This is a genomic window from Vogesella facilis (assembly GCF_042648525.1).
Taxonomy (GTDB): domain Bacteria; phylum Pseudomonadota; class Gammaproteobacteria; order Burkholderiales; family Chromobacteriaceae; genus Vogesella; species Vogesella facilis.
Map to the genome: position 1 here is coordinate 127545 of NZ_JBHRXN010000031.1, position 19201 is coordinate 146745.

Annotated in this window: 20 protein-coding genes and 1 pseudogene; 15 read left to right on the forward strand and 6 right to left on the reverse strand. The window is 65.8% G+C overall.

Annotated features, from left to right (window positions below; all coding sequences use genetic code 11):
* The first annotated feature begins 197 nt into the window (after nucleotides 1-197).
* The 8 genes from ACFOLG_RS11845 (at nucleotide 198) to ACFOLG_RS11880 (ending at nucleotide 8993) form a co-directional block, all read left to right on the forward strand.
* Nucleotides 198-2078, forward strand: coding sequence for a sensor histidine kinase (locus ACFOLG_RS11845; protein WP_386091987.1), 1881 nt, complete (start codon nucleotides 198-200; stop codon nucleotides 2076-2078).
* Nucleotides 2071-3399 carry a two-component response regulator AauR gene (locus ACFOLG_RS11850; protein WP_386091989.1) on the forward strand — a complete coding sequence of 443 codons (1329 nt, stop codon included), beginning with the start codon at nucleotides 2071-2073 and terminating at the stop codon, nucleotides 3397-3399. The genes ACFOLG_RS11845 and ACFOLG_RS11850 overlap by 8 nt, the downstream gene beginning before the upstream one ends.
* 430 nt (nucleotides 3400-3829) lie before the next feature.
* Nucleotides 3830-4414 (forward strand): NADPH-dependent FMN reductase, encoded by a 585-nt coding sequence (ssuE, locus tag ACFOLG_RS11855; RefSeq protein ID WP_386091992.1) that lies wholly within the window; start codon nucleotides 3830-3832, stop codon nucleotides 4412-4414.
* A 20-nt stretch (nucleotides 4415-4434) separates the two neighbouring features.
* Nucleotides 4435-5364 carry a sulfonate ABC transporter substrate-binding protein gene (locus tag ACFOLG_RS11860; protein ID WP_386091995.1) on the forward strand — a complete coding sequence of 310 codons (930 nt, stop codon included), beginning with the start codon at nucleotides 4435-4437 and terminating at the stop codon, nucleotides 5362-5364.
* A 49-nt stretch (nucleotides 5365-5413) separates the two neighbouring features.
* The gene (ssuD, locus tag ACFOLG_RS11865; RefSeq protein WP_386091997.1) at nucleotides 5414-6553 is read left to right on the forward strand and encodes an FMNH2-dependent alkanesulfonate monooxygenase; all 1140 of its coding nucleotides are present in this window, start codon (nucleotides 5414-5416) and stop codon (nucleotides 6551-6553) included.
* Nucleotides 6554-6562: 9 nt separating this feature from the next.
* Entirely contained in the window at nucleotides 6563-7348 is a 786-nt protein-coding gene (gene ssuC / locus ACFOLG_RS11870; RefSeq protein ID WP_386091999.1) for an aliphatic sulfonate ABC transporter permease SsuC, read from the forward strand.
* 10 nt (nucleotides 7349-7358) lie between these two features.
* Nucleotides 7359-8147, forward strand: a complete 789-nt coding sequence (locus ACFOLG_RS11875; RefSeq protein ID WP_386092002.1) for an ATP-binding cassette domain-containing protein — start codon at nucleotides 7359-7361, stop codon at nucleotides 8145-8147.
* Nucleotides 8148-8414: 267 nt separating this feature from the next.
* Entirely contained in the window at nucleotides 8415-8993 is a 579-nt protein-coding gene (locus ACFOLG_RS11880) for an RBBP9/YdeN family alpha/beta hydrolase (protein ID WP_386092004.1), read from the forward strand.
* Between the two features lie 39 nt (nucleotides 8994-9032).
* Here the strand turns inward: ACFOLG_RS11880 and ACFOLG_RS11885 are convergent, their stop codons facing one another.
* Nucleotides 9033-9551 carry a methylated-DNA--[protein]-cysteine S-methyltransferase gene (locus ACFOLG_RS11885; protein ID WP_386092006.1) on the reverse strand — a complete coding sequence of 173 codons (519 nt, stop codon included), beginning with the start codon at nucleotides 9549-9551 and terminating at the stop codon, nucleotides 9033-9035.
* A 350-nt stretch (nucleotides 9552-9901) separates the two neighbouring features.
* Here ACFOLG_RS11885 and ACFOLG_RS11890 point away from each other — a divergent pair, with 350 nt between their 5' ends.
* Both ACFOLG_RS11890 and ACFOLG_RS11895 read left to right on the forward strand, forming a co-directional pair.
* Nucleotides 9902-10381 carry a VOC family protein gene (locus ACFOLG_RS11890; protein WP_386092008.1) on the forward strand — a complete coding sequence of 160 codons (480 nt, stop codon included), beginning with the start codon at nucleotides 9902-9904 and terminating at the stop codon, nucleotides 10379-10381.
* Between the two features lie 32 nt (nucleotides 10382-10413).
* Nucleotides 10414-10887, forward strand: coding sequence for an HNH endonuclease (locus ACFOLG_RS11895; protein ID WP_386092011.1), 474 nt, complete (start codon nucleotides 10414-10416; stop codon nucleotides 10885-10887).
* 9 nt (nucleotides 10888-10896) lie between these two features.
* Here the strand turns inward: ACFOLG_RS11895 and ACFOLG_RS11900 are convergent, their stop codons facing one another.
* Complete coding sequence (locus tag ACFOLG_RS11900) at nucleotides 10897-11790, reverse strand: LysR family transcriptional regulator (protein ID WP_386092014.1); 894 nt, start codon at nucleotides 11788-11790, stop codon at nucleotides 10897-10899.
* Between the two features lie 77 nt (nucleotides 11791-11867).
* Between ACFOLG_RS11900 and ACFOLG_RS11905 the strand changes: the two genes are divergently transcribed.
* The 5 genes from ACFOLG_RS11905 (at nucleotide 11868) to ACFOLG_RS11925 (ending at nucleotide 16376) form a co-directional block, all read left to right on the forward strand.
* A complete protein-coding gene (locus ACFOLG_RS11905) occupies nucleotides 11868-13157 on the forward strand; it encodes a M20 aminoacylase family protein (protein ID WP_386092016.1) in 1290 nt (429 codons plus the stop codon).
* Between the two features lie 108 nt (nucleotides 13158-13265).
* Nucleotides 13266-14036, forward strand: a complete 771-nt coding sequence (locus ACFOLG_RS11910; protein WP_386092019.1) for an ABC transporter substrate-binding protein — start codon at nucleotides 13266-13268, stop codon at nucleotides 14034-14036.
* Between the two features lie 148 nt (nucleotides 14037-14184).
* Nucleotides 14185-14874 carry an ABC transporter permease gene (locus ACFOLG_RS11915; RefSeq protein ID WP_386092021.1) on the forward strand — a complete coding sequence of 230 codons (690 nt, stop codon included), beginning with the start codon at nucleotides 14185-14187 and terminating at the stop codon, nucleotides 14872-14874.
* Complete coding sequence (locus ACFOLG_RS11920; RefSeq protein ID WP_386092023.1) at nucleotides 14871-15584, forward strand: ABC transporter permease; 714 nt, start codon at nucleotides 14871-14873, stop codon at nucleotides 15582-15584. The genes ACFOLG_RS11915 and ACFOLG_RS11920 overlap by 4 nt, the downstream gene beginning before the upstream one ends.
* A gap of 24 nt (nucleotides 15585-15608) precedes the next feature.
* The gene (locus ACFOLG_RS11925; protein ID WP_386092026.1) at nucleotides 15609-16376 is read left to right on the forward strand and encodes an ABC transporter ATP-binding protein; all 768 of its coding nucleotides are present in this window, start codon (nucleotides 15609-15611) and stop codon (nucleotides 16374-16376) included.
* Between the two features lie 781 nt (nucleotides 16377-17157).
* Here the strand turns inward: ACFOLG_RS11925 and ACFOLG_RS11930 are convergent.
* From ACFOLG_RS11930 to ACFOLG_RS11945, 4 genes and pseudogenes are all read right to left on the reverse strand, one after another.
* Nucleotides 17158-17442, reverse strand: coding sequence for a BON domain-containing protein (locus tag ACFOLG_RS11930; protein WP_386092029.1), 285 nt, complete (start codon nucleotides 17440-17442; stop codon nucleotides 17158-17160).
* Nucleotides 17443-17583: 141 nt separating this feature from the next.
* A complete protein-coding gene (locus ACFOLG_RS11935; protein WP_386092752.1) occupies nucleotides 17584-18000 on the reverse strand; it encodes a CZB domain-containing protein in 417 nt (138 codons plus the stop codon).
* 3 nt (nucleotides 18001-18003) lie between these two features.
* Nucleotides 18004-18270 (reverse strand): annotated as a pseudogene (locus tag ACFOLG_RS11940) (methyl-accepting chemotaxis protein); the annotation flags it as partial.
* Between the two features lie 603 nt (nucleotides 18271-18873).
* Entirely contained in the window at nucleotides 18874-19197 is a 324-nt protein-coding gene (locus ACFOLG_RS11945) for a YdbL family protein (protein ID WP_386092032.1), read from the reverse strand.
* Nucleotides 19198-19201: the final 4 nt, after the last annotated feature.

The window sequence follows — 19201 nt, forward strand, 5'->3', positions numbered from 1 at the left end:
GTTCGACCGGTAGACCAAAAAACACCACGGGCAAGAGCAAAACCTGTCCGGCGCAGACCGGACGGCGCGGGCCGCCTCGCAGCGCGAGGCGGCCTCCCCGCCGCACCTTCCGATTTCCCCCGACAATCTGGCCGCAGCCGGTAGGCTGTGATAGAACGCTCCATTCCTCATCGAACATGCTGCGCCCGCTTGTTGACATGATTACCTCCCGCATACGCAAACCGCTGGTCTGGGGTGGCATCCTGGTATTGCTGGTACTGCTGTGCAGCCTGCTGACCTACCGGTTGTCCTACCGCACCGGTGTCGAAACCCTGCGCGAGAACGGCAACCGCCAGCTGGAACTGCACGCCCGCGGCGTGGAAAGCGAAATCGAACGCTATATCTGGCTGCCGCGCGTGCTGGGGCTGCATATTCCCACCCGCACGCTGCTGGAAGGCGACACCCCGGTGCTGCGCGGCGGCAGCGACCATTTCGCCCCGCTGCGGCGCGAAGTCAACGAATACCTGGAAGGCATGAACGCGCGCAGCGGCACGCTGGCGCTGTACGTGCTGGACATCAGCGGCCGCGTGCTGGCCGCCAGCAACTGGCGCCGCATCGACAGCTACGTCGGCGAGGACCTGTCCACCCGGCCGTATTTCGTCGAGGCGATGAACGGCGGCCAGGGCCAGTTCTACGGCCTGGACAGCCTGTCCGGCGAGCCCGGCTACTACCTGTCCAGCCCGCTGCGGGTCGGCGATCGCATCATCGGCGTAGCGGTGGTGAAGGTGAAGCTGGCGCAGCTGGAGCAAGGCTGGCGCAAGGCCAACTCCAACGCGCTGGTTACCGACGAAAACGGCGTCATCATCCTGGCGGCGCATCCGGCGTGGTATCTGCGCGCCATGCAGCCGATCAGCGCCGAGCGCCGGCAGCAGCTGGCGCTGAGCCTGCAATACCACTGGGCGCTGCTGCCGGAGCTGAACCTGGCCGAGCGCGTGGCGCTGTCGCCGGGGCTGGAGCAGTGGGGCGTGGCGGACGAGAAAAACCCGCTGCGCGTCTACCGCTACCTGGTGCAGTCGCGCACCCTCAACGACACCCGCTGGAAGCTCACCCTGCTCAGCCCGCTGGGCGAGGTGCGCGCCGCGGCGCTGACCCACGCGCTGCTGGCCGCGGCGCTGGCGGCCTTCGTCACCCTGCTGATCATCGCCATGAACGAGCGGCGCAAGGCGCTGGCCACCAAGTTGGCCGCACGCGAGGCGCTGGAGGCGGCCAACAGCGAACTGGAGCGTCGGATTACCGAACGCACCGCCGACCTCAAATCCAGCAACGATAGACTGCGCGCCGAAATCCGCGAGCGCGAACAGGCGGAGCAGAACCTGCGCCAGACGCAGAGCGAGCTGATCCAGGCCGGCAAGCTGGCGGTGATCGGCCAGATGTCCACCAGCATCGCCCACGAGCTGAACCAGCCGCTGGCGGCGCTGCGCACCCTGTCCGGCAACACGGTGAAGTTCTTGCAGCGCGGCAAGCTGGACATCGCCAGCGCCAACCTCAACACCATTGCCGAGCTGGTGGAGCGCATGGGCAAGATCACCGCCTCGCTGCGCTCCTTCGCCCGCCGTTCCGAACACGCTGGCGGTCGCGCCAGGTTGGCCGCCGCGGTGGACGCCGCGCTGTTCCTGCTGCATTCGCGGCTGAGCCACGAGCCGGTGCAGGTGGAGCAGCGCTTTGCCGAGGCCGAGCTGGCCATCGACCAGACCCGGCTGGAGCAGATCCTGGTCAATCTGCTGGCCAATGCCATGGACGCGCTGCAAGGCCAGCCGGACGCCCGCATCGTGCTGTCCGGCCAGCGGCTGGAAGACAGCTACCGGCTGGCGGTGAGCGACAACGGCAGCGGCCTGCCGGAGCACGTGATGAAGCATCTGTTCGAACCGTTTTTCACCACCAAGCCGGCCGAGCGTGGCCTGGGGCTGGGGCTGACGCTGTCCGCCAGCCTGGCCGCTGCCGCCGGCGGCGCGCTGAGCGCCGGTCAGTCGGCGCTGGGTGGTGCCGAATTTGTCCTGATCCTGCCCCTGTGTCCCGAGGAGGACGCTGCCCATGTCTGACCACGCCCTGCCGATCCTGTTTGTCGAAGACGACCCGCACGTACTGCTGGGCTGCCAGCAGGCGCTGCTGCTGGAAGACCTGCCGGTGATCGGCTGTGGCAGCGCCGAAGAAGCGCTGCAGAAAATCGCCCAGGGGCTGCAGCCGGGCATCGTGATTACCGATGTGCGCCTGCCGGGCATGGATGGCCTGAGCCTGCAGCAACAGCTGCGCGAGCAGGACCGCCAGCTGCCGGTGGTGCTGGTTACCGGCCACGGCGACGTGGCGATGGCGGTGCAGGCGATGCGCGACGGTGCCTACGACTTCGTGGAAAAACCGTTCTCGCCGGAGCGGCTGGTGGACGTGGCACGGCGTGCGCTGCAGCAGCGGCTGCTGACGCTGGAAGTCGACAGCCTGCGCCGCCAGCTGGACGGCCGCCAGACGCTGGAGCAGCGCATCATCGGCCGCTCCAGCCGCATGCGCGAGCTGCGCGAACTGATCATGAACGTGGCCGATACCGGCGCCAACGTGCTGATCCACGGCGAAACCGGCACAGGCAAGGAGCTGGTGGCCAGCTGCCTGCACGACTACAGCCGCCGCCACACGCACCACTACGTGGCGATCAACTGCGGCGGGCTGCCGGAAAACCTGTTCGAAAGCGAAATCTTCGGCCACGAGGCCAACGCCTTCACCGGCGCCGGCAAGCGCCGCATCGGCAAGATCGAGCATGCGCACAAGGGCACGCTGTTCCTCGACGAAGTGGAAACCATGCCCATCAACCTGCAGATCAAGCTGTTGCGCGTGCTGCAGGAACACAAGCTGGAGCGCCTCGGCTCCAACCAGGCGGTGGACGTGGACTGCCGGCTGATCGCCGCCACCAAGGAAGACTTGGACCTGCTGTCGCAGCAGGGCAAGTTCCGCGCCGACTTCTACTACCGCCTCAACGTGGTGTCGCTGGAGATTCCGGCGCTGCGCGAGCGGCGCGAGGACATCCCGCTGCTGTTCGAATGCTTCCTGCAGCAGGCGGCGCTGCGCTTCGACCGCGAGCCGATCGAGATCGACCGCAAGACGCTGAGCCAGCTGATGGCACACGACTGGCCGGGCAATGTGCGCGAGCTGCGCAACGTCGCCGAGCGCTACGCGCTGGGCCTGCCGGTGTTCAAGGGCAGTGGCGGCGAAAGCCTGTCGCCCAGCCTGGCGGAAAGTGTCGAAGCCTATGAAAAGAGCCTGATCGTGGAAGCACTGCGTCGTCACGGCGGCAATATGACCCAGGCCAGCCAGGCGCTGGGCACGCCGAAGACCACGCTGTTCGACAAGGTAAAAAAATACGGGCTGCAGAATTAATTACGCCAATAAATAACTGCCAATAAAACCCGCAAGCAGTGTATCGCTGTTGCGGGTTTTTTATTGTGTGGATCTTAATGGCGGTGATTGCTTATTTGCTGGTGTGGGTAATTGTCGGCCACGGGGTGGCGGTGCTGTCGCGTCAGTGCTTATCACTTGCCATGCAAAGCTTAGCGCCATTTCTTGCTTCCACCGCCAAGGTTGGCCGCATATAGTGGCAGCTCAGTATTGCGGTTTTCTCCTATGTTTGTCCCGTTGCTTTGGCCGGATCATCGATCCGGCCATTTTTTATTCTGCCGGCGCGGATGAATAAGCAAAGCAGGGTATTTCATTTGCAGCAATGGCGCATTGCTTCGCTATTTTAATTGCTTAGTTCTGGCTAGCTGTTTTGTTAATGTTTTCCCATGCAAAAACGAAATGGGAAACACCAATGAACATTGTCGCCATTCTGGGCAGCCCCAGTAAAAGCTCGCGTACCGCCCGGCTGATCGAGCACGCCGCCCGCCGCTTGCAGCCGGCCGGCATCCAGGTGGATAGCGTCAGCATTTACGACTTCCCGGCCGACGATCTGCTGTACGGCAACTTTGCTGCGCCGGCGGTGCAGGCGCTGCAGCAACGCGTCAGCGCCGCCCAGGGCGTGATCATCGCCACCCCGGTGTACAAGGCCGCCTATGCCGGCGCGCTGAAAGTGCTGCTGGACCTGATTCCGGAAGGCGGTTTTGCCGGCAAGCCGGTGCTGCCGCTGGCCAGCGGCGGCTCGCCCGGCCACCTGCTGGCGGTGGACTACGCCATCAAGCCGGTGCTGGCGGCGCTGAAGGCCAGCGAAATCCACCAGGGGGTGTTTGCGGTGGAAAGCCAGATCGGCCGCGGCGAACACGGTGAACTGGCTACCGAGCTGGCGGCACGGCTGGATGTCGCCGTGGACGAATTTGCCGCGCTGCTGCGCAGCACACCACCGGCGGCGGCCACCCCGCGGCTGCCGGACGACTTTATTTCCCGCCTGATCAGTCTTTGATTTCCTGTTGGAGTGACACCATGCAAGTAACCCGCAAACTGGGCGCGCTGGCCGTGCTGCTGGCGCTGGGCGCCCCGGCGCTGGCGCTGGATCTGAACATCGGCTACCAGAAAAGCGCGCTGAATCTGGCCTCGCTGAAAGCGCAGGGTACGCTGGAAAAACAGCTCAAGCCGCTGGGCGTGGAGGTGAAGTGGTTTGAATTCCAGGCCGGGCCGCCGCTGCTGGAGGCGATGAACGCCGGCAGCGTCAGCCTCGGCATGACCGGCGACTCGCCGCCGGTATTCGCCCAGGCCGCCGGCGCCGACATCGTCTACATCGGGCAGGAGCCGGCCAAGCCGGAATCCTCCGCCATCCTGGTGCCGGCCAATTCCACCATCCGCACCCTGGCCGACCTCAAGGGCAAGCGCATCGCCTTTACCAAGGGCAGCAGCGCGCATTACCTGACCGTCAGTGCGCTGCAAAAGGCCAGGCTGAACTACAGCGACATCACCCCGGTGTACCTGTCGCCGTCCGAGGCGCGCGCGGCGTTCGAGCGCGGCAGCGTGGACGCCTGGACCATCTGGGACCCGTACTACGCGGCGGCGCAGCGCGCCGGCGGCGTGCGCGTGCTGTCCAGCGGCAAGGGGCTGACCGGCAACAACACCTTCTACCTGGCGCAGCGCGCCTTTGCCCGCGCCAACCCCAAGGTGATCGACGTGGTGTTCAAGGCGCTGACCGCCAACGACAAATGGCTGAAGAGCGACGTGAAGACCGTGGCCGCCACGCTGTCCGGCTACACCGGGCTGGAGGCCGCCACCTACGAGACGATGCTGGCGCGCAACCCCAGCTACAGCGTGAGCTACCTCAAGCCGGCGGTGCAGCAGGAGCAGCAGAAAGTGGCCGACGCCTTCTTCGGCCTGGGGCTGATCCCGCGCGCCATCAAGGTGGCCGACGCGTTCTGGAAACCGTAACCGCCATGCGGCCAACGTTGGCCGCAGGTGCAGACTAAGGATACGCAGCATGCAAGTTTTCTGGTTTTTCCCCACCCACGGCGATGGCCGTTACCTGGGCAGCGCCGAAGGCGCCCGCACCGTCGACCATGCCTACCTGACGCAGATTGCTCGCGCCGCCGACAGCCTGGGTTTCGACGGCGCGCTGATTCCCACCGGCCGCTCCTGCGAAGACCCGTGGGTGACCGCCGCCAGCCTGATTCCGGCTACGCAGCGGCTCAAGTTCCTGGTGGCGGTGCGGCCGGGCATCATGTCGCCCACCGTGGCGGCGCGCATGGCCGCCAGTTTCGACCGCCATTCCAATGGCCGCCTGCTGGTGAACGTGGTGGCCGGTGGCGACCCGGTGGAGCTGGCCGCCGATGGCAGCTGGCTCAAGCATGACGAACGCTACCAGGCGGCCAGCGAGTTCCTGCAGGTGTGGAAGGGCGTGCTGGCCGGCGATACCGTCGATCTGGACGGCAAGCACATCAAGGTGCAGGGCGCGCAGCAGCTGTTCCCGCCGCTGAGCAAGCCGTACCCGCCGCTGTATTTTGGCGGCTCGTCCGAGGCGGCGCACGAGCTGGCGGCCGAGCATGTCGACGTGTACCTGAGCTGGGGCGAGCCGCTGGAGGAGGTGGCGCGCAAGATCGCCGACGTGAAGGCGCGCGCCGCCAAGCATGGCCGCACGGTGAAGTTCGGCATCCGCCTGCACGTGATCGTGCGCGAGAGCAACGAGGCGGCGTGGGCGGCGGCCGAGCAGCTGATCAGCAAGCTGGACGACGCCACCATCGCCAATGCGCAACAAACGCTGGCGCGTGCCGATTCCGAAGGCCAACGCCGCATGGCGGCACTGCATGGCGGCCGCCGCGACCAACTGGAGATCGCCCCCAATCTGTGGGCCGGCATCGGCCTGGTGCGCGGCGGCGCCGGCACCGCGCTGGTGGGCGATGGCGCCACGGTGGCCAAGCGGATGCAGGAATACGCCGACCTGGGCATCGACACCTTCGTGTTCTCCGGCTACCCGCACCTGGACGAAGCCTACCGCGTGGCCGAGCTGCTGTTCCCGCACCTGCCGGGGCGGCAGCAGCCGGGCAGGGCGGACGGCTTTGCCAGCCCGTTCGGCGAGATCGTCGCCAACCAGCACGTGCCCAAGTTGGCCGCCGCCTCGTAAGGAGCTGTCATGAGCCAGACATTGTTTCATCGCAGCGCGCGCCGGGCGGTGCCGTGGCTGGTGCCGGTGCTGCTGCTGGCCGGCTGGCAGCTGGCTTCGCTGCAGGGCTGGCTGAACCAGCGCGTGCTGCCGGCGCCCAGCGCGGTGCTGGCCGCCGCCTGGCAGCTGGCCGCCAGCGGCGAGCTGCTGCGCCATCTGGCCAGCAGTTTCGGCCGCGCCGCCAGCGGCTTCGCCATCGGCGCCGGCCTGGGGCTGCTGCTGGGGCTGATTGCCGGCCTGTCGCGCTTTGGCGAGGCGCTGTTCGATACCACGCTGCAGATGCTGCGCAACATCCCGCCGCTGGCGATCCTGCCGCTGGTGATCCTGTGGTTCGGCATCGACGAAAGCGCCAAGGTGTTCCTGGTGGCGTTCGGCACGCTGTTCCCGGTGTACCTCAACACCTATCACGGCATCCGCTCGCTGGACCCGGCGCTGCTGGAAATGGCGCACAGCTACGGCGTCCGCGGCGGCGCGCTGTTCCGCCACGTGCTGCTGCCCGGGGCCTTGCCATCGATTCTGGTGGGGGTGCGCTACGCGCTGGGCATTGCCTGGATCATCCTGATCGTGGCGGAAACCCTGGCCGCCAGCAGCGGCATCGGCTATCTGGCCGCCAACGCCCGCGAGTTCATGCAGACCGACATCGTGGTGCTGTCCATCCTGCTGTATGCGCTGCTGGGCAAGGCGGTGGATGTGGCGGCGCGGACGCTGGAGCGGCGCTGGCTGCAATGGCACCCGTCCTACCTGACCACTCACTGAGGAGACGAGCATGAAACCCGACGACCTGCCGCCGCAACTGGGCATCCATATCGCCGGCCTGCAGCGCCGCTTCGGTGCCCGCACGGTGCTGGAGGCGCTGGATCTGCACATTCCGCCCGGCCAGTTTCTGGCCATCGTTGGCCGCAGCGGCTGCGGCAAGAGCACCTTGCTGCGGCTGCTGGCCGGGCTGGATGCGCCGGATGGCGGCCGCCTGCTGCAGCCGGCCGGCCAGACCGTGCGCGTGATGTTCCAGGACGCGCGCCTGCTGCCGTGGAAATCGGTGCTGGACAATGTGGCGCTGGGGCTGGGCGGCGACGGCCGCGCACGGGCGCTGGCGGCGCTGGCCGAAGTCGGCCTGGCCGACCGTGCCGGCGAATGGCCGGTGCGGCTGTCCGGCGGCCAACGCCAGCGCGTGGCGCTGGCAAGGGCGCTGGTGCACCAGCCGCAACTGCTGCTGCTGGACGAGCCGCTGGGGGCGCTGGATGCGCTGACGCGGCTGGAAATGCAGGGTCTGATCGAGCGCTTGTGGCAGGCGCATGGCTGCACCACGGTGCTGGTCACCCATGACGTGGCCGAGGCGGTGGCGCTAGCCGACCGCGTGCTGCTGCTGGAAGGCGGCAAGGTGGCGCTGGATGTGAGCATCGAGCTGCCGCGCAGCCGCCAGCATGGCGACGCTCGCCTGGTGGCGTACGAGCAGCACATCCTGCAACGCGTGCTGCAGGGGCCGCAGTACGATGCGGCGGCGGTGCTGCCCGCTGCCGAGCCGTACCGTTTCTCGCAGCTCAACTGGGCGCTGTAGGGCGACAAGGCCGGCGCACGGATGGCGACGCCGGCCGCTGTCCGTGTTGCCATGTGTTCAGGTCGGTTCCTGGCGCGCGGTGGCGGCGTTGGTGGGGCTGGCGGCGCGGGCAAGGTTGGCCGCGGCCGGGCAGCTCCGCCGGTTCGGCTGGGGTGCGGCAAATGTGCCTGCTTATTTGTTTTTGCAATAACAAAACAAGTTTTAAGTATTTTTGGAACTATGCGGGGCGCGATACAGTGCCGGCAACCGATAGAACTGGAGCCCGCCATGCATGCCGATTTTGCCGCCTTCGATTTCATCATCCAGCCCGGCTGGAACAACTCGCCGCCGGAGCACTGGCAGAGCCACTGGCAGCAGCTGCTGGCGGCGCAGCGGGTGGGCAACCACGAATGGTTCGCGCCGCAGCTGCACGACTGGCTGCAGGCGCTGGAGGCGGCGGTGGCGGCGGCCAGCAAGCCGGTGATCGTCATCGCCCACAGCCTGGGCTGCGCCACGGTGGCGCATTACGCCGCCCGCCACGGCAAACGCCTGGCCGGCGCGCTGCTGGTGGCGCCGGCCGACGTGGAGCGCGCCAGCGCCCCGGCGCAGCTGCAGCCGTTTGCGCCGCTGCCGGACGGCCCGCTGCCGTTCCCGAGCCTGGTGGTGGCCAGCGACAACGATCCGTTCAGCCTGCCGCTGCGCAGCGTGCGCATGGCCACCCGCTGGCACAGCCGGCTGTACTGGCTGCCGCGCGCCGGGCATATCAACGTGGCCTCCGGCCACCAGCGCTGGGAACAGGGGCTGGACTACCTGCACGAGCTGATCGCCGAGATCCGCGCCGCCGCGCCGCAGGCAGCGTCCGCCTGAGCCGGCCAAGGTTGGCCGCAAGCGGGCAGGGGGAGTGGCTTACCGGAACAGCGCCGGCGGGGTGTGGCTCAGCTCGAATTGTAGCAGCGCCGCCTTCAGCGGCAGGCCGCCGGCATAGCCGGTGAGCTTGCCGTCGCTGCCGATCACGCGGTGGCAGGGCACGATCAGCGCGATGGGGTTGGTGGCATTGGCGCGGCCAACGGCGCGGGCGGCGCCGGGGTCGCCGACGCGGCGCGCCAGCTCGCCATAGCTGATGGTGCTGCCGTACGGGATGCGGCACAGCTCGGCCCATACCCGCTGCTGGAACTCGCTGCCAATGGCGGCCAGCGGCAGGGTGAATTCGCGGCGCGTGCCGGCGTCGTACTCCGCCAGCTGGCGCGCCACCGCCGCCAGCGCCGCATCATCGCGCGGCGTGCCAGCGAGGTGGGCGCGTTCCAGCTCGCGGGCGACGTTGAACTCCAGTCGCTGCAGCGCCCCGGTCTTGTCCAGCCATGCCGCCACGCTGCCAAAACGGGTATCGATCAGGCCGTAGCAGGCGGCTGCGCGGTGTGTGCTCATGGTGATTGCTGGTCGCTAAGGTGGAGTGCGCCACAATACCACCATCACTTTGCGCGGTGCAGGGCTGTTGCCTGCGGCTGGCCGGGCGCTGCGGTTTGGCCGCCGCGGCAAGCTGCGGTGCGGGCGCTGGCTCAAGCTGCGCGTCGTGCACTGTGGCCGGCCGGCACCGTCGGCGCTGGCTGCCGCCGTGCCGTGCGGTGTCTACAATCAAGCAGATGGCGGCCGGCGCGGCATTCGCGCGTGCCCTGGCCATCCACCCCGCAGGCACGCTGCCGCGTCAGCATTCGCCGCCGGCGGCGGCATCGCCCGACCGGCCGGCTGCGGTGGTGTCATTTGCCAGGAGACACCAAGTGAACAGCAAGAACACGATCTGCTTGTGGTACGACCACGAGGCCCTCGATGCCGCCACTTTCTATGCTGCAACCATGCCGGACAGCGCGGTGGGCGCCGTGCTGCGCGCTCCGGGCGACTACCCGGCCGGCAAGCAGGGCGACGTGCTGACGGTCGAGTTCACCGTGGCCGGCATTCCCTGCCTCGGTCTGAACGGCGGCCCGTACTGCCAGCACAGCATGGCGTTTTCGTTCCAGATCGCCACCGACGACCAGGCCGAAACCGACCGCCTGTGGCAGGCGATCATCGATAACGGCGGCGTGGCCAGCGATTGCGGCTGGTGCCAGGACCGCTGGGGCGTGTCCTGGCAGATCACCCCGCGGGCGCTGATCGCGGCGATCAGCGACCCCGATCCGGCGGCGGCCAAGCGCGCCTTCGACGCGATGATGACGATGGGCAAGATCGACATCGCTGCCATCGAGGCGGCCCGGCGGGGCTAAGCGCCGTCAGCCCGCATTGCAAGGAGCACGTCATGCGAGCGTTATTCCTGGCGGCCCAGCTGCTGTTGCTCTCGCTGCCGGCCCGTGCGGGCGATATTCCCGACCTAGCGCTGACGCCCGGTACGGTGCGGTCCGGCCTCACCCGGGAGCAGATTTGCAGCATCAAGTGGGGCAGGGACGAGCGGCATGTCACGGCGGCAATGAAGCGGGAGATCTTCCTGCGCTACGGCTACAGCGGCAATGACGACCCGCAGTGCGTGCCGGCGGGCAAGCGCCGCTGCGAGGTCGATCACCTGGTCAGCCGCGAGCTGGGCGGCGCCGATGAAATCGACAACCTCTGGCCACAGGCCTATGGCACCAGCCCGTGGAATGCGGTGCTCAAGGACAAGCTGGAAAACCGGCTGCACAAGGAAATGTGCGCCGGCAGCATCACGCTGGAGGCGGCCAGGCAGATGCTGGTGAACGATTGGCGCGAGGCCTACCGGCAGTATTACGGGGCGCCGTGAGCCGGCGGCTCAGATCCCTTTCGCCGCCGCTTGCAAACAGCCCATGAAATGCTGGGCAACCGGGGTGAGCAGAATGTTCTTGCGCAGGATGATGCTCATCTCCAGTGCCGGCAACGGGTTTTCCAGCGGTATCTGCTGCAGTTGGTAGCCGGCAATGCGTTGCGCCAGCAGCCGCGAGAACAGCACCAGGGTGTCCGTACCGGAGACCAGCCCCAACGCGATGGCGAATGACGAGCACTGGATGATGCGGCGGGGCAGTGGCAGCCCTTCACGCTCGAACATCGCACCCATGATGCTGTGCTGAAAGCCGCCAAACGGGATGGTGGTCGACCATTGCGCCTCGGTCAGCTCCGCCAGGTGCCGCGCGCCGGACAGCGGGTGTCCGGCCCTGGCCATCACGACGAAGTCGGTCGAGAATAGCGGCAGGCTGATCAGGTCGTCCCCCAGCATGTCGGGCAGTACATGCGACACGACGAAATCGATGGAACCGTCCCGCAGATGCTGTGCCGCCAGCGGGAATTTGACCTCCACAAACGACAGTTCGGCTTCCGGGGCTGCCTGGCGGAACTGCTCCAGCGCCGGCGGCAGGATGGTCAGTGCAATGGTCGAGGTGGCACTGATGCAGACCTTGCCGCGCATCTCGCCCTTGATCTGCGCGATCTCCTCGCGGGCGCGCCGCATGTCTTCGAGTATCTGCTGGGCGCGGGTCTTCAGCGATGCGCCGTACTCGGTCAGCTCCACACCCTGCACGCTGCGCGTCATCAGTACCACTCCCAGGTCGTTCTCCAGCTCTTGCACCGAGCGCGTCACCGCCGGCTGGGTCAGGTCAAGGCGCCGTGCGGCCGCGCGCAGGCTTTTCTCTTCCGCAACGGCAACGAATACCTGTAATTGCTGCAACTTCATGGTGCGCCCTAGTGATAAATAAAAGTAATCATTTTCAAAAAAATTACATCTTTTCAGAGCGCTGAGCAATCTTTATCGTGGCTTCCATCACGGTGCGGCACATGGCGGCACCCCCTGCAACCGTTTCCCGCCATGCGGGAAAGCAGCCAGAGAAGCCAAGCGATATGGACATTGCAAAACGTTATTGCGAAATCGGCGACCTTGCCGAAGCAGCCGAAGAACTACGCGCAATCCGGCACCAGATCCATCAGCACCCCGAGCTGGCGTACGAAGAGCTCGAGACCGCCGCGCTGGTTGCCCACAAGCTGGCGGCGTGGGGTTACGAGGTCACTACCGGCGTCGGGCACACCGGCGTGGTCGGTACGCTCAAGGTGGGGGATGGCAAGCGCAGCATCGGCATCCGCGCCGACATGGATGCCTTGCCGATTCACGAACAAACCGGCCTGCCTTATGCCAGCCAGCGCCACGGCAAGATGCATGCGTGTGGCCACGACGGTCACACCACCATGCTGCTGGGCGCGGCGCAGTACCTGGCCGCAACGCGGCGTTTTTCCGGCACCGTGCATCTGTATTTCCAGCCGGCAGAGGAACACGGCATCAACAGCGGTGCGCTCAGCATGATCCGGGACGGGCTGTTCGAGCGCTTTCCCTGCGATGCGGTATTCGGCATGCACAACCACCCCGGTGCGCCGGCGGGAACCTTGCTGTTTCGCAGCGGGCCGTTCCAGGCCGCTGGCGACAACGTTTACATCACCATCAAGGGTCGCGGTGGCCATGCGGCACGCCCGCACCTGACGGTTGATCCGGTCGTGGTGGCATCGAGCATCGTCACCGGGCTGCAGACCATCGTGGCCCGCAATGTCGAGCCGGGGCAGGCGGCGGTAGTGACCGTGGGCGTGCTGCAGGCCGGCAGCGCCAACAACGTCATTCCGCACAGTGCCCGGCTGGAGTTGAGTGTCCGCTCATTCAGCCCGGAAGTCCGCGCCCTGCTCAAGGAGCGCATCACCTCTCTGGTGCAGCAACAGGCTGCCAGCTATGGCGCCCAGGCCGAAATCGAATACCTGATGGGCTACCCGGTGGTGATCAACAGCGAGCGCGAAACCGCGTTCGCGATCCAGGTGGCGCAAGAGCTGGTGGGCGAGGACAAGGTGGTGCCCCACACCGCCCAGCTGATGGGCAGCGAGGATTTCGCCTACATGCTGCAGCAGCGCCCCGGTTGCTACCTGCGCATCGGTAACGGCGATGGCGAGGACGGCTGCATGGTGCATAACCCCGGCTACGACTTCAACGACCACAACCTGCCTGTCGGCGCCGCCTACTGGGCGCGGCTGGCCGAACGCTTCCTGTCGCAAACGCCTGCGGGTTGACGCCCGCAGGCATCAGGCGCAATGCCACGGCCAGCCGGCACAAAGCAAAGCCTATAGCAGGTTGGCCGCATCCCCCCGGTAGTAACACTCATGTCTATGGAGAATCACATGAAGAAGCTCGCAATTTCTGTTGTCCTGGCCCTGGCTGCCAGCGGCGCTTATGCCAAGGACTGGACCGTTATCCGTTTCGGCGTCAACCCGAGTTATGCGCCGTTCGAATCGAAGGCATCCAGCGGCAAGCTGGTCGGCCTGGATATCGACCTGGGCAACGCCATTTGCGCGCAGCTCAAAGCCAAGTGCGAGTGGGTCGAGAACGCCTGGGATGGCATCATCCCGGCGCTGAAAGCCAAGAAATTCGATGCCATTCTCTCTTCCATGAGCGTGACCGAGAAACGTCTGGCGCAGATCGACTTTTCCGACAAGATCTACCGCAGCCCGGCGCGGCTGGTAGCGAAAAAGGGTGTCGGTATCCTGCCGACAGTCGAGGGGCTCAATGGCAAGCGAGTGGGGGTCGAGCAAGGCTCGACGCAGGAGGTCTATGCCAAGACCTACTGGGAGCCCAAGGGGGTAACGGTGGTTGCCTACCAGAATCAGGATCTGGTGTACCAGGACTTGCTGGCCGGGCGCCTGGATGCCGCGCTGCAGGATTCGGTGCAGGCCGAGGTGGGCTTCCTGAAGAGCCCGGAGGGGCGTGACTATGCCTTTGCCGGGCCAGCGCTGCGCGATACCAAAACGCTGGGCATCGGGGCCGCCATCGGCCTGCGCAAGGAAGATATCGAGCTGAAGAAGGCCATCAACGGCGCGCTGGTCGAGATCCACAAGAGCGGCACCTTCGACAAGATCCAGAAGAAATACTTCTCCTTCGATATCTACAACTGATCGTTCGCCGACAGGGCAAGGCCGGGAGCGGGGAAGCCGCCGCCCGGCCCCGCCCGCACGGCACGCCGGCCGTGGGCGCGTTGCCGCACACCGCTGCTATCGGCAGAACGGATGGCGCGGGCGATATCCCGCTGCGAGGAGTAATGACATGTTTTTACAAGGTTATGGCCCGCTGATTGCGAGCGGTGCCTGGATGACGATCAAGCTGGCGCTGCTGTCGATGCTGGCGGCGGTGCTGATCGGGCTTATCGGCGCCAGTGCCAAGCTGTCCGGCAGCCGCCTGTTGCGCGGCCTTGCCACCGGCTACACCACGCTGATCCGCAGCGTACCGGACCTGGTCATCATGCTGCTGCTGTTCTACAGCCTGCAGATGCTGCTCAACCAGGCCACCGAGTGGGCCGGCGTCGAGCAGATCGACATCAATCCCTTTCTGGCCGGGGTGGTGACACTGGGCTTTATCTACGGTGCCTATTTCACCGAAACCTTCCGTGGCGCCTTCCAGGCGGTACCGCGCGGCCAACTAGAGGCCGCGGTGGCCTACGGCATGAAGCCGTGGCAGCTGTTCCAGCGTGTGCTGTTCCCGCAGATGATGCGCTTCGCGCTGCCGGGTATCGGCAACAACTGGCAGGTGATGATCAAGGCCACCGCCCTGGTGTCGATCATCGGCCTGTCCGACATCGTCAAGGCGACCCAGGACGCCGGCAAGAGCTCAATGCAACTGTTTTATTTCTGCGTGGTAGGCGGGCTGATCTACCTCGCCATCAGCACGGTCTCGAATGGAGCCCTGCTCTGGCTGGAGCGGCGCTATTCGGTCGGTGTCAGAAAGGCGGCACTATGAACGAGATTCTGCAGCAATACTGGCAGGCCTACCTGTGGAGCGACGGCTACCATCTGTCCGGGGTCGCCATGACCCTGTGGCTGCTGGTGGCCTCGATCGCCATCGGCTTCGTGCTGGCGGTGCCGCTGGCGGTGGCGCGGGTGTCGGCGAACCCGCTGATCCGCGGCCCGGTGTGGTTCTACACCTACGTGTTCCGCGGCACGCCGCTCTACATCCAGCTGCTGGTGTTCTACACCGGCATCTACAGCATAGCGTCGGTGCGTGCGCAGCCGCTGCTGGACGCCTTCTTCCGCGAGGGCATCAACTGCACGCTGCTGGCGTTCGCCCTCAACACCTGCGCCTATACCGTGGAAATCTTCGCCGGCGCGATCCGCGCCACGCCGTATGGCGAGATCGAGGCGGCGCGTGCCTACGGTATGTCGCGCTTCACGCTGTACCGCCGCATCATCCTGCCCTCGGCGCTACGCCGCGCACTGCCGTACTACAGCAACGAGGTGATTTTGATGCTGCATTCCACCACGCTGGCGTTCACCGCTACGGTGCCGGACATCCTCAAGGTGGCACGCGACGTCAACTCCGCCACCTATGCGTCGTTCGAAGCCTTCGGCATCGCTGCCGTGTTGTACGCCGTGCTGGTGTTCGCGCTGGTCTGGCTGTTCCGCCGCTGCGAGCTGCGCTGGCTCGCCTTCCTGAAGCCGCAGGCTCACTGATTCGCCGTATTGGGAGAGATTGAAATGTACAAATTGACCGTGGACGAGCTGCACAAAAAGTACGGCCAACATGAAGTACTCAAGGGAGTGTCGCTGCAGGCTCGCGCCGGCGACGTGATCAGCATCATCGGTTCCAGCGGCTCGGGCAAGAGCACCTTCCTGCGCTGTATCAACTTCCTCGAGCAGCCCTGTGCCGGCAGCATCACGCTGAACGGCGAGGCGATTCGCACCGAGCAGGACAAGCAGGGCGCGCTGCGCGTCAGCGAACCGAAGCAGCTGCAGCAGATGCGCACCAAGCTCGCCATGGTGTTCCAGCACTTCAATCTGTGGTCACACATGACGGTGCTGGAAAACATCATCGAGGCACCGATGCACGTGCTGGGCGTGAGCCGCGACGAGGCGGTGGCGCGCGCGCGCAAATACCTGGCCAAGGTGGGCCTGCCCGAGAGCGTAGAGGGCAAGTACCCGACGCACATGTCCGGCGGCCAGCAGCAGCGCGTGGCGATCGCCCGCGCACTGGCGATGGAGCCGGAGGTGATGCTGTTCGACGAACCGACCTCGGCGCTGGACCCGGAGCTGGTGGGCGAGGTGCTGAAGGTGATGCAGACCCTGGCCGAAGAGGGCCGCACCATGCTGGTGGTGACCCACGAGATGGGCTTCGCGCGCGAGGTGTCCAACCACGTGATCTTTCTGCATCAGGGCACGATAGAAGAACAAGGCGACCCCAAGCAGGTGCTGGTGTCGCCCAAGAGCGAGCGTCTGGCGCAGTTTCTGTCTGGCAGCCTGAAGTAGCCTCATCGTTGCCGCCACTGCCAGTAATGACCGCACTTGAGTCGCGCTGACTCGCAGGATGGCTCGATGGCTGCTTTGATAGAGGGGAAAGCAGCCATCTATCGCTGATCTGTCCCGGCTTCGGTGAGCGATAGGTTAGGGCCGCTGTCCAATGAGCAGCAGTCGATGCCATGAGACATGGGGCATGGCAGCTTTGGCCGAATCGTTGTCTTTGTGCGGCGGTGTCGGACGGCTGCTTCAGCCTGATACCTGCCAGTGAACTTTTGACGGCTTGCTTGGCAGCAATGGGTTGGAAGTACGTATTCCCCATTGCCTGAAAGCTGACGTTCGGTGCGAGGGGAGGAGAAATGACAGGTGTGTGGCCCTGAGCATCGGAAGCTACAGGTGCTGTGGGCTTGTGGGCAATCGACTGCACTGATTCCTGTATAAATCTGGGAAAGTCAAAACGCTCACCCTATCACCGGCCATAGTTGCTCATTCAACCAGGTGGCAGTCCAAACGACCGGAATCACTGCAGCATTTCTAATGCCACGGCCGCTTGTTTGACAACTTTTGCGATGCGGTTGGAAAAGGCATGCCCTGTCTCGGCCTGAACGGCGGCCCGTACTGCCGGCGCCGCATGGCGTTTTCGTTCCAGATCACCCCGCCGGTGCTGCCCGGCGGGTGTCTGGCCCGGCCGCCGGCCGTGCCTGGCGCACTTGCGGCGCAGGCAAAGCAAAAGAGACCCGCAGGTCTCTTTTTGCATCCGCCGTGGCGGCGGCCAACCTTGCGGCGGCGTCGCTTACTGCTTCGGCATGATGTTGTTGAACACGAATTTCACACCGGGCACCTTCTCGGCAATCATGCCCACCTCGGCCATCTGCAGGCCCTGGTCCACCGCGCCGTCGATGGTCACGTTGCCATCCTTGCTGCTGACTTTCAGGTTGAAGGCTTTCAGCGTGGCCGAGCTGTCGATGGCGGCTTTCACGTCGCTGCCCAGTTTCAGGTCTTCGGCTTCACCGGCAAACACCGCAACAGAGGAGGCCAGCAGAACGACAGTGGCGGACAGACGAATCAGGTTTTTCATGTGCTATCTCTCGTGAGTAATGACCCGAACTCCGGGTGGTGCACGCAGATACTAGGTTTGCCGTGTTACAAGAATATTTAACAAAATAGACAGGCCATGGTCATAAATGGTTGATCTGGCAGCAGGAATCGGCGGGCCGCGTCAGCGCGTTTCGCCCAGCAGCCGTGCCAGCCCGGCCATCACGTTCAGGTTGGCGCTTTCCATCTGCGCCAGTGCCGCCAGCGCGCCGTCCACGTCGCCCGCGCGCTGGCGCTCCAGTGCGCGGCGGGCGTGGTCGTGCACCGCCTGGTGCGGGGCGGCCATGTCGCGGTAGGCGGCCTGGCCGGCAAACTGCGCCTTGCCGTCGCCGGCGAAATACCACTGCCCCAGCCGGCACTGCGTGTCGTCCGGCAGCGCCTCCGGCGCCAGCGTGCTCAACCCCAGCAGCGCCTTGTACACCTCCAGCTTCAGCAGCAGCTCCTCGATATTGGCCAGCTCCACCGTGGCCAGCCGGGCCGATACGCCGATGGATTGCTGCATGCGCTGCGACAAGGCCAGCAGCCGCTGCATGCTGTGCATGGCGTCGGCGCTGCTGGCGCTGTGGCTGGCCGCCTCGCCGGCGCCGCTTTGCATGATGGCGCGCGCGCTGCCGGTGTCGTGGCGGATGGTGGCTACCAGGGTGCCGATCTCGCTGGTGGCCTTGGCGGTGCGTTCGGCCAGCTTGCGCACCTCGTCCGCCACCACGGCAAAGCCGCGACCGGCTTCTCCGGCGCGCGCGGCCTCGATGGCGGCGTTCAGCGCCAGCAGGTTGGTCTGCTCGGCGATGTCCTTGATCAGCTGCACGATGCCGCCGATTTCGTCGGCGCGGCGCGCCAGGCTTTCCACACTGTCGCTGGCGGCGGTGATGCGCGCGGTCATCGCCTGCAGGTTGGCCGCAATGCTTTCGAAGGCGCTGCGGTTGGCGCCGGATTCGCTGGCGGCCTCCTGCGCGGTGAGCAGCTCGTCGGCCAGATGGCCGGACAGGCCGCCGAAGGATTGCTGGATACCACCCAGCGATTCGCCAAAGCGCGGCAGGCAGGCCAGCACCCCGTCCAGCAGCTGCTGGCGGCTGGCCAGTTGCTGCTGCGCGGCGGCCTGGGCGGCCAACTGCTGCTGGCTGTCGGCCAGCGCCTGCTGCAGTGCCTGGTTGCGCGCCTGCAGGATGGCGTTTTCCGCCAGCGTGGCGGCCAGGGCGGTGCGGGTTTTGCTGCCGAACATGATGTCTCCGTGGCGTGGCTGCTAAGGTTGAGTAATTTACTCTGGTATTGCCGGCCGCCAAATTGACCGCGCTCAAGCCAAGCCGGCGCCACAAACAAAACAGCCAGGCATGAGCCTGGCTGTCTGGGGGCGCGACCGGCGGCGGGCCGGGGAGGGCATGGCTGCTGCTGGCCGCGGCTCAGGCCGCGGGGTGGTTTATTTCTTTACCCACTGGCCGTTGGGCGCCTTGATGTAGCTGCCGGGCGCGGTTTTCTCGATGGCCTTCTGGCCGGCCAAGGTGGCCACCTGATCCAGGGTGGTGCCGTTTTTCTTGGCGATGGCGTCGTAGGCCTCGCGGCGCTTGGCGTTGATGTCTGCCGCCAGCGAGACCGCTTCCGGGGTGGCCTTCACCACGCCCAGGTAGCCATCCGGTTGTTCTCCCACCAGGCCCTGCGCCTTGGCGCCGCCCACGTCCAGGGCCATTGCCAGGCTGCTGCAGACCAGCAGGCCAATTGCCATCCATCGTGCTGCCGTTTTCATGCTG

What these genes read in the sequence shown, in the direction of transcription:
- ssuD (WP_386091997.1), top strand. Translation starts at nt 5,414, where the DNA reads ATGCAAGTTTTCTGGTTTTTCCCCACCCACGGCGATGGCCGTTACCTG.
- ACFOLG_RS11860 (WP_386091995.1), top strand. Translation starts at nt 4,435, where the DNA reads ATGCAAGTAACCCGCAAACTGGGCGCGCTGGCCGTGCTGCTGGCGCTG.
- ACFOLG_RS11945 (WP_386092032.1), bottom strand. Translation starts at nt 19,197, where the DNA reads ATGAAAACGGCAGCACGATGGATGGCAATTGGCCTGCTGGTCTGCAGC.
- ssuE (WP_386091992.1), top strand. Translation starts at nt 3,830, where the DNA reads ATGAACATTGTCGCCATTCTGGGCAGCCCCAGTAAAAGCTCGCGTACC.
- ACFOLG_RS11935 (WP_386092752.1), bottom strand. Translation starts at nt 18,000, where the DNA reads ATGCACAGCATGCAGCGGCTGCTGGCCTTGTCGCAGCGCATGCAGCAA.
- ACFOLG_RS11920 (WP_386092023.1), top strand. Translation starts at nt 14,871, where the DNA reads ATGAACGAGATTCTGCAGCAATACTGGCAGGCCTACCTGTGGAGCGAC.
- ACFOLG_RS11875 (WP_386092002.1), top strand. Translation starts at nt 7,359, where the DNA reads ATGAAACCCGACGACCTGCCGCCGCAACTGGGCATCCATATCGCCGGC.
- ACFOLG_RS11915 (WP_386092021.1), top strand. Translation starts at nt 14,185, where the DNA reads ATGTTTTTACAAGGTTATGGCCCGCTGATTGCGAGCGGTGCCTGGATG.
- ACFOLG_RS11850 (WP_386091989.1), top strand. Translation starts at nt 2,071, where the DNA reads ATGTCTGACCACGCCCTGCCGATCCTGTTTGTCGAAGACGACCCGCAC.
- ACFOLG_RS11895 (WP_386092011.1), top strand. Translation starts at nt 10,414, where the DNA reads ATGCGAGCGTTATTCCTGGCGGCCCAGCTGCTGTTGCTCTCGCTGCCG.
- ACFOLG_RS11925 (WP_386092026.1), top strand. Translation starts at nt 15,609, where the DNA reads ATGTACAAATTGACCGTGGACGAGCTGCACAAAAAGTACGGCCAACAT.
- ACFOLG_RS11910 (WP_386092019.1), top strand. Translation starts at nt 13,266, where the DNA reads ATGAAGAAGCTCGCAATTTCTGTTGTCCTGGCCCTGGCTGCCAGCGGC.
- ACFOLG_RS11900 (WP_386092014.1), bottom strand. Translation starts at nt 11,790, where the DNA reads ATGAAGTTGCAGCAATTACAGGTATTCGTTGCCGTTGCGGAAGAGAAA.
- ssuC (WP_386091999.1), top strand. Translation starts at nt 6,563, where the DNA reads ATGAGCCAGACATTGTTTCATCGCAGCGCGCGCCGGGCGGTGCCGTGG.
- ACFOLG_RS11880 (WP_386092004.1), top strand. Translation starts at nt 8,415, where the DNA reads ATGCATGCCGATTTTGCCGCCTTCGATTTCATCATCCAGCCCGGCTGG.
- ACFOLG_RS11845 (WP_386091987.1), top strand. Translation starts at nt 198, where the DNA reads ATGATTACCTCCCGCATACGCAAACCGCTGGTCTGGGGTGGCATCCTG.
- ACFOLG_RS11930 (WP_386092029.1), bottom strand. Translation starts at nt 17,442, where the DNA reads ATGAAAAACCTGATTCGTCTGTCCGCCACTGTCGTTCTGCTGGCCTCC.
- ACFOLG_RS11885 (WP_386092006.1), bottom strand. Translation starts at nt 9,551, where the DNA reads ATGAGCACACACCGCGCAGCCGCCTGCTACGGCCTGATCGATACCCGT.